The organism is Methanobacterium formicicum DSM 3637 (assembly GCF_000302455.1).
GTDB lineage: Archaea > Methanobacteriota > Methanobacteria > Methanobacteriales > Methanobacteriaceae > Methanobacterium > Methanobacterium formicicum_A.
The window spans coordinates 15,360-28,756 of sequence record NZ_AMPO01000002.1 but is presented as its reverse complement, the minus strand read 5'-3'; the positions used below and the strand labels follow the sequence as shown (position 1 = coordinate 28,756).

At 28.4% G+C, this 13,397-nt stretch carries 10 protein-coding genes; 9 read left to right on the top strand and 1 reads right to left on the bottom strand.

Going from position 1 to position 13,397, the window contains the following annotated elements:
* Window positions 1–67 precede the first annotated feature (67 nt).
* From A994_RS12815 to glf, 9 genes are all read left to right on the top strand, one after another.
* A complete protein-coding gene (locus tag A994_RS12815) occupies window positions 68–1,207 on the top strand; it encodes a CapA family protein (RefSeq protein ID WP_004029754.1) in 1,140 nt (379 codons plus the stop codon).
* Between the two features lie 93 nt (window positions 1,208–1,300).
* Window positions 1,301–2,644 carry a phenylacetate--CoA ligase family protein gene (locus tag A994_RS02795; RefSeq protein ID WP_004029752.1) on the top strand — a complete coding sequence of 448 codons (1,344 nt, stop codon included), beginning with the start codon at window positions 1,301–1,303 and terminating at the stop codon, window positions 2,642–2,644.
* Between the two features lie 261 nt (window positions 2,645–2,905).
* Complete coding sequence (locus A994_RS02790) at window positions 2,906–4,456, top strand: Gfo/Idh/MocA family oxidoreductase (protein ID WP_004029750.1); 1,551 nt, start codon at window positions 2,906–2,908, stop codon at window positions 4,454–4,456.
* The gene (locus A994_RS02785; RefSeq protein WP_004029749.1) at window positions 4,453–5,562 is read left to right on the top strand and encodes a DegT/DnrJ/EryC1/StrS family aminotransferase; all 1,110 of its coding nucleotides are present in this window, start codon (window positions 4,453–4,455) and stop codon (window positions 5,560–5,562) included. Before A994_RS02790 ends, A994_RS02785 begins: the two co-directional genes overlap by 4 nt.
* A gap of 9 nt (window positions 5,563–5,571) precedes the next feature.
* Window positions 5,572–6,666 (top strand): non-hydrolyzing UDP-N-acetylglucosamine 2-epimerase, encoded by a 1,095-nt coding sequence (gene wecB, locus A994_RS02780; RefSeq protein ID WP_004029748.1) that lies wholly within the window; start codon window positions 5,572–5,574, stop codon window positions 6,664–6,666.
* A 63-nt stretch (window positions 6,667–6,729) separates the two neighbouring features.
* A complete protein-coding gene (locus A994_RS02775; protein WP_004029747.1) occupies window positions 6,730–8,001 on the top strand; it encodes a flippase in 1,272 nt (423 codons plus the stop codon).
* Entirely contained in the window at window positions 7,995–10,085 is a 2,091-nt protein-coding gene (locus A994_RS13230; RefSeq protein ID WP_337465626.1) for a glycyl radical enzyme domain-containing protein, read from the top strand. The genes A994_RS02775 and A994_RS13230 overlap by 7 nt, the downstream gene beginning before the upstream one ends.
* Window positions 10,066–10,959 (top strand): glycyl-radical enzyme activating protein, encoded by an 894-nt coding sequence (locus tag A994_RS02765; RefSeq protein ID WP_004029745.1) that lies wholly within the window; start codon window positions 10,066–10,068, stop codon window positions 10,957–10,959. The genes A994_RS13230 and A994_RS02765 overlap by 20 nt, the downstream gene beginning before the upstream one ends.
* 8 nt (window positions 10,960–10,967) lie before the next feature.
* Window positions 10,968–12,113, top strand: coding sequence for a UDP-galactopyranose mutase (gene glf / locus A994_RS02760; RefSeq protein ID WP_004029744.1), 1,146 nt, complete (start codon window positions 10,968–10,970; stop codon window positions 12,111–12,113).
* Here the strand turns inward: glf and A994_RS02755 are convergent.
* Window positions 12,110–13,267 (bottom strand): hypothetical protein, encoded by a 1,158-nt coding sequence (locus tag A994_RS02755; RefSeq protein ID WP_004029743.1) that lies wholly within the window; start codon window positions 13,265–13,267, stop codon window positions 12,110–12,112. The genes glf and A994_RS02755 overlap by 4 nt on opposite strands.
* Between the last annotated feature and the right edge of the window lie 130 nt (window positions 13,268–13,397).

Sequence of the window (13,397 nt, the reverse complement as noted above, 5' to 3'; positions counted from 1 at the left end):
CCAAGTAATGCAAATCCTTATTAATGGATATGATGAGTTAACTTAAAAAATACAATAAGGTGATTAAATGGTTTCATTGATATTTTGTGGTGATTTTGCCCCAATCAAACGTTTCGAAAAAATGGTTATTAAGAAAGGTTCAGACGTGTTTGGAGAACTTGTTAAAGATATTAATAAAGCTGACATATCATTCATAAACTTAGAAGCACCAGCGTGTAATGTAAATAATCCTATTTTGAAAAGTGGTCCAGTGATAAAAGTCAATCCTAAGTGTTTAAAATCATTATCACAAGCAGGATTCGACGTTATTGGTTTGGCTAATAACCATATAAATGATCATGGCGAGGGCGGTCTTCTAGAAACGATAAAATCATGCAAAAAATATAATTTGAAATATGTTGGTGTTGGCAAGAATATTGAAGATGCACAAAAACCACTTATTATCAAAAGAAAGGGTATCAAAATAGCAATAGTTGCTGTTGCAGAACACGAATTCTGTATTGCCAACAATTTAACTGCTGGTGCTGCACCATTAGATCCCATTGATACTACTTATCAAATTAAAAAAGCTCAGAAAGATTCTGATCTTGTGTTTGTTACAATACACGGCGGAAATGAATATTTCCAATATCCACGTCCGGGTTTAAGAAAAGTCTGCCAATATTTTATAGATTGTGGTGTTGATGGAATTATTTGTCATCACCCTCATGTTCCCGGGGCATACGAATTCTATAAAGATAAACCAATTATTTATAGCTTAGGAAATATTATTTTTGACAAGATTAATCCATTACCCGGTTGGTGCGAGGGTTACGCAGTTCTTATGGACTTTAATGTAGAAAACAAAAAATTAAAATCATTAAATCTTATTCCATATCGTCAGTCCATAGAAGAGGGGGGTGTTAAAATACTTGAAGATAAAGAAAAAAAAATCTTTATTGAAAAAATAGAGAATTATAAATCAAATTTAAATGATCAAATTAAATACGAAAAAGAGTGGAATAATTTTTGTGCTGTTCAAGAAAAGAATATTTTGATTTTTAATTATTTACCAAAAAATTTATTAATTGGGATTTTTTCAAAGATAATACCTGTTAAAGTTTTTATTTCAAAAAATTCAGTGAGTACAAAATTAAACTTGATTAGATGTGAATCTCACCGTGAATTGTTGCTATCTATTCTTGAAAAAATTTATAATAAATATTAAAATTGATTATAATTATATTGAATTTTAATTGATGAAAATCAATTATGCTATTAAATGAAATATTTTAATAATTGAAATAAAAAAAAGATTTGTATGGTTAAAACATTCATCTACAAAACGTTGAAAAACACTTTAGGGAATTTTTCGGATAATACATACCAAGAGATTAATAATATTAAATCACAAGAGGACTTAATCACATTTAGAGACAAATCTCTTAAAAATTTAATTTTACATTCTTATAATAATGTTCCTTATTACAAAAATATTTTTAATGAAATAAGCTTATCAAACGGAAGAGAAGTTGATTTAAATAAATTTAATAATTTAACCATTCTCAACAAAGAAAATATAAGAAATAATGAAAAAAAGTTGATTTCTAAAGACTATAATGAAAGAAAATGGCGTTATAACTATTCTGGAGGTTCTACCGGAGAACCTATAAGATTTATTCAAGATTATCGTTATTCTGAATATGCATCTGCCTCAAATTACTATTATTATAAGAATATCTTGAACATTGAGGAGCCCTATGTAAAAAAGATAATTATTTGGGGATCTGAAAGAGATGTTTTTAAAGGAAATATCGGATTAAAATCTAAAATGTTTAATTGGATAACTAACACAATTATTTTGAACAGTTATAAGATGTCAACTGAAGACATGGATAAATATATTAAAAAAATAAACTCTTACAAACCGGATATTATAAGAGGTTATTCTGGTTCTTTATATGAATTATGTAAACATATTCAAAGAAAAAAAACCAAGATTTACTCACCTAAAGTGCTTGTAGGTTCGGCAGAAACCTTAAATAGTGAAATGAGAAAATTAATAGAAGAAACATTTGGAACAAAAATATTTGATTTTTATGGTTCTAGAGAAGTAAGTAATTTAGCAGGTGAATGTAAAGAAGGTTTAATGCATATACTTCCTCCTAATCTGATAGAAATTGTTGATAAAAACAACAAACCCGTTTCAACATCAAAAACAGGAAAAGTTATCATTACAAATCTTTTTAACTATTCTATGCCTCTTTTAAGATATCAAAATGGCGATATGGCAACTTTAGGGCCTAAAAAATGTAAATGTGGAAGCGTATTGCCAACACTAAAAAAAGTTGATGGTAGAATCACTGAACATTTCATCTTGGAAGATGGAACTGTAATTGCTGGAGAATATTTTATACACCTAATTGGCCTATATTGCAGTCAAGGTTCAATTAGTCAATTTCAGTTTATACAAAGAGATTATAGAGATGTGCAAATTTTAGTTGTAACCGATTTATTGAATGAAACTGCAAAAAAGAATATAATTGAAAAAATAAAATTGGTAATGGGTCAAAATTGCAATATTGAATGGAATTGTGTTTTAGAAATACCAAAAACACCTAGTGGAAAATTTTTCTATACAAAATCTTTGGTTTCAGATTGTTAAAAAATTATAAACTCAAATAATTTTCTTGGATAATATGTGGAGGAAAGGCTAACAATTTAGTTTTTCATTGTTAGTAATATCTTCAATTTAGAATCTATAATCTCATTATTTGTGAATAATAAGAATATGATTATATATTAAAAGTGTTAAGAAGATTTACAATAGCAATTTGAATTATCAACATATTAAAGAGCAAATTATAGATATCAGATTAATGAAGATCATATCATTCATAATACTCAAAATATAAAGGTTATGCTTATGAAAACAAAAATTGCAGTTGTTGGTAGTGGTTATTGGGGAAAAAATTTAGTCAGAAATTTTCATGACTTAAATGCCCTTAAAACTATTTGTGATTTGGATGAGGTTATGCTAAATGAGTACAAATTAAAGTATCCTGAAGTTAAGACAACTACTTCATTTCAAGATATTATCGAAGATAATGAGATAAAAGGAGTTGTTATTTCTACCCCTGCAATTTTACATTACAAAATGGTTAAAGAAGCTTTGAAATGTGGGAAAGATGTCTTTGTTGAAAAGCCTCTTTCACTTGATGTCAACGAAGGAAAAGAACTTGTTAAAATAGCAAGCGAAAATAAGAATATATTAATGGTGGGACACATTCTCCATTATCATCCTGCAATAAAGAAACTGAAGCAAATGATAAATCACGGAGAATTAGGTCAAATACAATATATATATTCAAATCGTCTGAATTTGGGGAAATTTAGAACAGAAGAAAATATTTTATGGAGCTTTGCCCCTCATGACATATCAATCATACTTATGCTTCTAAATGAGATGCCCATAAAAATATCATGTCACCAGGGTACTTATCTAAACAAAAACATCCCCGATGTTACAATGACCATGATGGAATTTTCCAGTGCAGTTAGAGCCCATATATTTGTAAGCTGGCTCCATCCATATAAAGAACAAAAATTAGTGGTGGTTGGAAGTAAAAAAATGGCTGTTTTTGATGATGTCTCTTCTGAAAAACTTTCAATATACCCTCATGAAATAGAATGGGTTAATAGAATTCCAGTACCACACAAAAAAGACGCAGAGATCATAAAAATTGAAAAAAAAGAACCATTGAAAGAAGAATGTAAACACTTCTTAAATTGTATAAAATCAAGAAAATCCCCTGAAACTGATGGTAAAGAAGGATTAAGAGTTCTTGAAGTTTTAGAAAAATCCCAAAGATCATTAGAGAATCAAGGGGAAAATGTAAGAATTCAAAGTGAATCTTATTCCGTACATCCAAGTTCCATAATAGATTTACCCTGCGAAATTGGTGTAAAAACCAAAATATGGCATTTCTCACATGTAATGGCTGGAGCTAAGATTGGTGAAAGCTGTAACATTGGCCAAAATGTTATGATAGGACCTGAAGTAATTATTGGAAACAATGTTAAAATACAAAATAATGTTTCAGTTTATACTGGTGTTGAAGTGGAAGACGATGTTTTTTTAGGTCCATCAATGGTTCTCACTAATGTAACTAACCCTAGGAGTTTCATATCACGTAAAAATGAATTTAAAAAAACTTTAATCAAAAAAGGAGCAACTATCGGTGCTAATTCGACCATTGTCTGTGGTAATGAAATAGGCAAATATTCCCTTATTGGTGCAGGTGCAGTTGTAACAAAGAATGTTCCCAACTATGCAATAGTTGTAGGAAATCCGGCCAAAAAAATAGGTTGGATTTGTGAATGTGGCCTAAAACTAAAATTCACACATAACTTAGCAACTTGTAGTTGTGGGAAAAAATATGAAAAATCAATGGATATTGTGAGGATAATACAATGAATGTGCCACTACTTGATCTTAAAAGACAATATCAAACAATCAAATCAAAAATAGACTATTCAATTCAAGAAGTCATAGATTCTCAAAGCTTTATATTGGGAGATATAGTTGCAGATTTTGAAGATCGAATATCAAAATATTGTGGCACAAAGAATGCAATTGGTGTTGCCAGTGGAACTGACGCACTTTTATTATCATTGCGAGCACAGGATATATCAAAAAAAGTTATCACATCTCCTTTCACATTTTTTGCTACTGCTGGCGCGATTCATAATGCAGGGGGAATTACACAGTTTGTCGACATTGATTCAGAAACTTACAATATAAATCCCCATGAAATTGAGAAAACTCTCAAGCAAAATAAGGATATTGAAGCAATCATACCGGTTCACCTTTTTGGTTTATCCTCAGAAATGGAAACTATCATTGAATTAGTAGAAGATAATAATTTGGCTTTAATAGAAGATGCAGCTCAAGCCATTGGCGCTAATTACCATGGATCTAAAATAGGATCAATGGGAACTACATGTTTTAGTTTTTTCCCCTCAAAAAATCTTGGGGGTTTTGGGGATGGAGGGGTAATTACCACCAATGATGATGAACTAGCAGATAAAATTCGAACATTAAGAGTGCATGGTTCCAAACCTAAATATTATCACCATGTTATCGGTTACAATAGCCGGTTAGATGCTATCCAAGCAGCCATTCTAAATGTTAAATTAGATTACTTAGACAAATGGACAGATGAAAGGATAAAAAATGCCAAATTTTATAATAAATCTTTAATGAATGTTGAAGGATTGAAAATACCTTACACCCCTGAAAATCAAAAACATGTTTTTAATCAATACACAATAAGGATTGGAAACTCTCAAAGGGATGCTTTAAAACAATTTTTAGAAAATAAAGGGGTTAGTACTGCCATTTATTACCCCCTACCACTCCATCTACAGCCTTGTTTCTCCCCTTTAAATTATAAAGATGGAGATTTTGCAAATAGTGAAAAGGCCTGTCAAGAAGTTTTATCATTACCAATATTTCCAGAATTGGAAAAAGAAGAGCAAAAATATGTAATTGATTGTATTTTGGAATTTTTTGATAATTAGAGGGTTTACATGAAAATTTTTACAGTTTTAGGTGCAAGACCACAATTCATAAAGGCAGCTCTAGTTTCTAAAGAATTGAGGAAAAATCATACAGAAGTTCTTATTCATACGGGTCAACATTATGATAAAAGATTATCAGAAGTTTTTTTTGAAGAAATGGGAATCCCTCAACCGGATTACAATTTGGGAATTGGATCCAGTAGCCATGCTCATCAGACTGGTCTAATGATGATAGAAATAGAGAAATTACTATCATCTGAAAATCCGGATCTTGTTTTATTATATGGAGATACAAATTCTACATTGGCCGGTGCTTTATCTGCAGCCAAATTACAAATTCCTATAGCTCATGTTGAAGCAGGCCCCCGGATGTATGATAAATCAGTTCCTGAAGAGATAAATCGAGTCATGACGGACCATATTTCAACCCTCTTATTCGCCCCAACAGTAAGAGCTATGGAAAATCTGAATAAAGAAGGTTTATTTGAAGGAGTCTACTTAACCGGAGACGTTATGCTGGATAACTTCAAATATTTCCTTAAAAAAGCCGAAAAAGGTTCACAAATATTGGATACATTGAATTTGGAAAAAAAGGATTATATTCTGGTAACTATCCATAGAGCAAGGAATACTGATGTGGAAAAAAACTTAAGAAATATAGTTGATGCACTTTTAATAATTTCAAAGGAAACAGATATTTTATTCCCATTACATCCACGGACTAAAAAGTTTTTGACAGAATATGAATTAATGGACACATTAATCAAATCCCCCAACATACATCTCATTAAACCAGTTGGATATTTAGATATGTTATTTATTACAAAAAATTCAAAAATAATTGTGACGGATTCAGGTGGTTTACAAAAAGAAGCCTATTTTGCTAAAGTCCCTTGTATTACTGTTGATACATCTACAGGGTGGCCTGAAACAGTCCAACAAGGAGAAAATAAAATTTTTGATAATGTGAATAATGGTTTTATCAATAGCGACAAGATAATAAATGCCATTAGAACATTCCAAACCTCAAATAAATATAAGAATATATTTGGTGATGGAAATGCATCTACGAAAATAGAAAATATCATAACTGGCTTTTTTTGATGTCAAAGCTAAATTTCGATTTTATTCTTAATAATTATAATTATAATAGTTTATAGGGATTATATGATAAAATATCTAAAAAAAATATTAAATAATGAAAATTATAAAAGAATTATAGAAAATATAGTTTCATTATTCAGTTTGCAGGGATTAACCTATATTTTACCATTAATAACATTCCCCTATTTGACAAGAGTTCTTGGACCAGATAAATATGGACAAATTGCATTTGCGGCCGCTTTTATAACATATTTCCAAACTTTCACAGATTATGGATTTAATTTATCTGCGACAAGAGAAGTTTCGTTAAATAGAGATAATGATGATAAAATCTCTGAGATTTTTAGTTCAATTTTCATCGTGAAAATAATTTTAATGACAATAAGTTTAATTATAATGACAATCATTGTTTTTAGTTTTGATATTTTCAGAAGTAACTGGATTTTATACTATTTTACATTTGGAATACTTATTGGAAGAGATTTACTCCTCACAAATTGGTTATTTCAAGGTATGGAAAAAATGAGGTATATAACTATACTAAATATTGGAACAAGTATAATTTACACACTTTCAATATTCGTATTTGTAAAAGAATCATCAGATTATTTATATGTTCCATTAATAAATTCATTTGGAAGCCTCATAATAGGATTAGTTTCCTTAAGACTTATAAACAAAGAATTTAATGTTAAATTTATAAGGCCAACCTTAGATGATATAATTCATCAATTTAAAGAGGGATTCCATTTGTATATTTCTACTTTGGGATCAAGTCTTTACTTAACATCAACACGATTTATTCTAGGCCTATTTGTAAGTGATGCTGTTTTGGGATATTACACTGTGGCTGAAACACTTACAAGCGCATTCAAAGGTTTAATAAGTCCTATAAGCCAAGCAATTTATCCCTATATTTCCAGATTGCAATCTGAAAATCCAATCAAAGCAAAAAAAGATTTAAAAAAGATCTTAATAGTTATGGGAACCCTAACATTTATATTATCAATAGTTGTTGCATTATGTGCGCCAATATTAATAAAATTATTAGCTGGTGAAAATTACGCTCAAAGTATACCCATATTGCAAATTCTAATTTTCACTGTTTTCGCAGTTGGAATAAATAATGTGCTTGGAATTCAAGGATTGGTAGCATTTGGTTATAAAGAAAAGTTTTCAAAAATAATTGTTTTCGCTGGAATCTTCAATGTTATCATATTAGTTGGATTAATAATACTATTAGGGTCTATTGGTGCAGCCATCGCAGTTGTTACAACCGAATTCCTTATTTGTATTATAGAATATATTATTTTAAGGAGGGTTAAAATATTATAACAACTAACCTCAATTATATTAGAAATAATTACCAGTATTATATTACTGAACTGTTAAATATTCGTAATAGCCTTGATAATGATTACGATTTTATAAAACAATTACCTAAGATCAAGTTTATTAGCTCTAATGAAACTAATGAAATTCATCTAGAAATTTCGCTATTTAAAAAGTTATGTGAAAACATACACATACAACACAAAACTGACGATACGTTTTTTTATAACATAGATTATCTTACAAGAAAAATCTATAAAAATCGTGGAAAACGTGTTTTAGGCAATACTACTATAAATTATCAAAATATTCTTAATAAAGGATTAATTGGAATAAAAACAGATATTAAAAACAACATTGATCTTAATGTTAAAGATAAATCCAAAATTTCCTATTTAAAATCTTTAAATCAGTTTGTTGAAACTATTGATGCTTTAAGAATAAAATACTTAAATTTTCTTAAAGTAACTCAGACAAAAACTCCCCATAAAAATATAGAAGATCTTATCAGTATTTTTTCGAATGTCCCCTTAAATCCTCCGGACAATTTTAAGGAAGCAATTCAATCGTTACTTTTCATTAATTCCATTATATGGGCTAATGGACATTCATTAGTCGGCCTAGGTAGATTAGATCAAATTTTATATCCATTTTTAGAAAAAGATTTAAATGACGACAAAATTACTGAAGAAGAAGCTAAATTTTTAATTAAAGAATTTCTTAAAACTCTTCATAAATATTATAAATTTAAAAGTAACTTATTTTTTGGGGATACTGGCCAAATTATTGTTTTAAGTGGAATAAATCCGGATGGAACTGATTCTTCTAACATTTTAACTTACATGTTTCTGTCTGCTCTTGAAGAACTAGAAATCCCAGATCCAAAGATTATTTTAAGAGTTCACTCTAATACTCCTAAAAATTTATTGAAAAGATCACTCAAATGTTTAAAAAAAGGTTTAGGTTACCCTTTATTTTCTAATGATGATGTTATAATTAAATCTCTAATTATGTTTGGTTATGAAAAAGAAGATGCTTATGATTATGTTACTTCTGCTTGTTGGGAACCTTTAATTCCTGGAAAATCTCTTGATCAAAATAATATAGATTATATAAATTTTTTAAACCCACTTAATGATCTTTTAAAAAAAATCCATGATGGTGAAATAAATATTAATAGTTTTGAAGAACTTATGGTTAATTATAAAGACTGCTTATATTTTGATATTAGAGATACAATAGAAAGATTAAATAATATTAATATCCGCCCATCTCCACTGTTATCTATTTTCATTGATGATTGTATAAGTAAAGGAACAGATATATCAGAAGGTGGGGCTAAGTATAATAATTTGGGTTTGTTAACAGTAAGTTTAGGTAATACTATAGATGCATTATCCAATATTAATAGAATAGTATTTGAAAATAGAACTCTAGATTTATCTGAGATTTACCCGATAATTAACAGTAATTTTGAACAAAACGAAGTTTTAATATTAGAACTCAAGAATAAAGGAACAAAATTCTGTGATGATGAAAAAGATATTATATTTATCACTAATGATATACTCTCTTCTTTCTATAAGTACTTATGTCAATTTAAAAACAAATTCAAGGGTAAGTATAAATTTGGCCTGAGTAGTCCAGCTTTTATTTCATCAGGTAGTAATTATATGGCCTCTTTTGATGGTAGAAAAAATGGTGATGCTTTTGGAGTTCACATATCCCCCCTTTCAAACACTACTAATATATCCTATACATCTATCACTAATTTTGCTTCAGAACTTCATTATGAAAAAGCATTTAATGGTGCAGTTACTGATTTAATGGTAGAAAAAAACTTTTTAGATAAATTTGAAGACCAGTTTTTGAATTTATTAGAAACTTCCTTTGAAAATGGGATAATGCAAGTGCAAATTAATGTGGTAGAACCTAAAAAATTAATTGAGGCTAAAAAAAATCCAGAATTATATCCTAATCTCATCGTAAGAGTATGGGGATTTAGTGCATATTTCAAGGATTTACCTGAAGAGTATAAAGATCTTATAATAAAAAGGGCTTTGCAGTATGAGTCTATTAATTACTAATATCCAACGATTTAGTCTACAAGATGGACCTGGAACAAGAACTACTATTTTTTTAAAAGGATGTTCACTTAAATGTCCATGGTGTTGCAATCCTGAGAACATTAACAATACACAAGAATTTTATTATCAAAAATCTAAGTGCATAAGCTGTGATAAATGTGTAAATATATGTGATGTGAATAGAATAGTAAAACCTAGTGATTTAATTAAAATTAAAGGCGAATCTGAATGTTTTAATTGCAGAAAATGCATTGAAATATGTCCAACTCAGGCAATTGGTATTTATGGGGAGAAATTAACAGTTGAAGAATTGGTTTATCAAATTAAAAAAGACAAAAAATATTTTGATGCTAGTAATGGTGGAGTTACTTTTTCAGGAGGAGAACCTTTATTACAATCTTCCAATTTGGTAGATTGTTTAAAAATTTTAAAAAATGAAAAAATTCATGTGACAATTGAAACATCACTATTTGCCCCTATAGAATATCTTAATTACATTAAACACTATGTCGATCTTTGGTTAGTGGACATCAAAATTTTTCAAAAAAACCAATGCTTAGATATTTTAAATGGAAACATAAAAAATTTTTTGAATAACTTTAAAGCTATTCAAAACAATAAAATCCAATTGAGATTCCCCTTAGTTTATCCGCACACTTACAATAAGAAAAATCTTAAAATGTTATTTCAATTCATTTCTAAGAACAAAATTAAAAAAATAGAAATATTAAAAGTGCATAATTTTGCTGAAAATAAGTATGAAAGTCTCAATTTGGACTTTATTAGATATCAAATAAAAGAAGACCAGATTAATAATCTAAAAACAAAATTAGAGTCTGATTTAGGAATAGAAGTAAAAGTTTTAAAGATTTAGAGGTTATAATGTTTGATTTCATAGTAGTGGGTGCAGGATTATCCGGTTCTGTGATCGCAGAGAGAATAGCAAATGATCTAGAAAAAGAAGTTTTAATTGTTGAAAAAAGGAACCACCTGGGAGGTAATTGTGCTGATTGTTATGATAAAAATGGTATTTTAATACATAAATATGGTCCACATATTTTCCACACAAATATAAAATTAGTATGGGATTATCTATCAAAATTCACGGAATGGAATAATTACGAGCATCATGTTTTAGGACACATCGAAAATAAAAATGTGCCTTTACCATTTAACTTAAACACTCTTCATGATTTACTACCTCCAAAAGAAGCAGAATATATTGAAAAAAAGTTGATAAATGAATTTGAGTTTGGTTCAAAAGTATCCATTTTAGAACTAAGGAGGAATGATGATAAAGACTTAAAGTTTGTTGCAGATTTCATTTATGAAAAGGTCTTTCTAAATTACACCAAAAAACAATGGGGTATTAAACCAGAAGAACTTGATCCCTCAGTTACTGAAAGACTTCCTATAATTATCTCCAATGACAATCGCTATTTTCATGATAAATATCAAGGTATTCCAAAAGAAGGATATCATAATCTCTTTAAGAACTTGTTATCAAATAATTTGATTCAAATAAGTCAAAAAACTAGTTTTAACGATGTATTGAAAATAAAAAATAATGAAATATTTTTCAATGCAAAACCGTTCAAGGGTAAAGTTATATACACTGGAATGATTGACGAGCTTTTTAATTATGAGTATAGTACATTAAAATATCGTTCGTTAAAATTTATATTCGAAACACATCCAATCGAGTACTATCAAAAAGTCGGTACCATCAATTATCCCAATGATTATGAATTTACTAGGATAACTGAATATAAACATCTAACCCTTCAAAAACATGACAAAACTACGATATCAAAGGAAATACCTGAAGAATATGAAAAAAACAAAAATATTCCTTATTATCCCATACCAAAAAATGAAAACTATGAAATTTATAAAAAATATCTTAAAAAAGCTAACAAAATAGAAAATCTATTCTTATTAGGGAGGCTTGCAGATTACAAATATTACAATATGGATATGGTAATCTTTAACGCCCTGAAACTTTTTGAAAAAATAAAAGAATTTTAACTGTATAAAATCTCAATATATTCTTTAAATGTCCTTTTCATAAAATTAAATTCTTTTATGTCTATTTTTTTTAATTCTTCTATATTTTCATATACATAACCACAATGATATTCGTTGAATATTTTTTCCATTACAAGGGTACTACCTTTGCGAACTATAGGTAGGACTTCTGCATTTTGATATTCATAAAAACGATGTGGGATGTTTATTTTATCGAATTCAGAAACAGATTCATTCTCCTTAATATTATGTAAAATTCCAAAATCATAACGACTAAGGATTCTATATGAGTCTATAGGAAAATTTTCGAAATCTAGTGGATCTTCAATGAAAAAGGAGTTAGGATGTTGAGTTTTCAATTTTTCGTATTGGTTAATACCATTGGAGTCAGGAATCATTTTTTGTGTGTGCAAATGAAGAATAAAACCTTTTTTTAAAAAATTTCTTATAAGCGGAATATAATTTAGCCTTGTTCCACTTCTTTCATTATGATCATCTGACATCACTCTACCTGATAACACCACTACATGCGGAAATTTATCTAAAAATGATAATTTACCATCATAAACAATATTTGAAATGATTTTTTCTGATCTAAAATCTTCATCCAAACCAGTAATGATATTTTTTTTATTCCAATCAATTTTCTCATATTTTTTAAAAAAATACAATTTATTTTCATTTCGATTAAATACTACCCTATTTGCAATTTCAAAATTTAATTTTTCAATTATATTACATTTTGGCCTAGTCTCTTTGTAAGCTCTAGTAATAGACTTATTTTTTATATAAGGATATGATAAAAGCGTTAATAATCCAGAATCATCAAAATCATTATAACTCGAATGAACACAGTCAAAATCAATGGATTGAATTCTTTTGAAGATATTTAAGTTAAATATTCTTAGGAAAAATATAAAAACTTTTAACAATCCTTCATTCCTTGTATTGAAAAATTTAATCATACGTAATAAAAAGAAATTGACTATTTTTTTAGGTTTACCGCCTGAGCCAAATTTCAAGTAAATTATATTATCATCTATAATTTCTTTTTCATTCAAATAACATAAAACATAAATTTTATCAAACACCTCTAAAGCATCTAACCATCTATTTTTAGGTATATTCAAAGATCCAATTTTTAGAAGTCTCATTTTTGTTCACCCTGATTTTTTTTATAAGAATAATAAATAGTAAGATGATAAAAATGTTAATGCTAATCATCATCTTGTGAAATCATCATAATAATCATTTTCATCTGTTAAATATATTTTCAATCCCATA

Bases quoted from the DNA above. Each gene is read 5' to 3' on its own strand.
- A994_RS12815 (WP_004029754.1), top strand. From the start codon at position 68: ATGGTTTCATTGATATTTTGTGGTGATTTTGCCCCAATCAAACGTTTC.
- A994_RS02795 (WP_004029752.1), top strand. From the start codon at position 1,301: ATGGTTAAAACATTCATCTACAAAACGTTGAAAAACACTTTAGGGAAT.
- A994_RS02790 (WP_004029750.1), top strand. From the start codon at position 2,906: ATGAAAACAAAAATTGCAGTTGTTGGTAGTGGTTATTGGGGAAAAAAT.
- A994_RS02785 (WP_004029749.1), top strand. From the start codon at position 4,453: ATGAATGTGCCACTACTTGATCTTAAAAGACAATATCAAACAATCAAA.
- wecB (WP_004029748.1), top strand. From the start codon at position 5,572: ATGAAAATTTTTACAGTTTTAGGTGCAAGACCACAATTCATAAAGGCA.
- A994_RS02775 (WP_004029747.1), top strand. From the start codon at position 6,730: ATGATAAAATATCTAAAAAAAATATTAAATAATGAAAATTATAAAAGA.
- A994_RS02765 (WP_004029745.1), top strand. From the start codon at position 10,066: ATGAGTCTATTAATTACTAATATCCAACGATTTAGTCTACAAGATGGA.
- glf (WP_004029744.1), top strand. From the start codon at position 10,968: ATGTTTGATTTCATAGTAGTGGGTGCAGGATTATCCGGTTCTGTGATC.
- A994_RS02755 (WP_004029743.1), bottom strand. From the start codon at position 13,267: ATGAGACTTCTAAAAATTGGATCTTTGAATATACCTAAAAATAGATGG.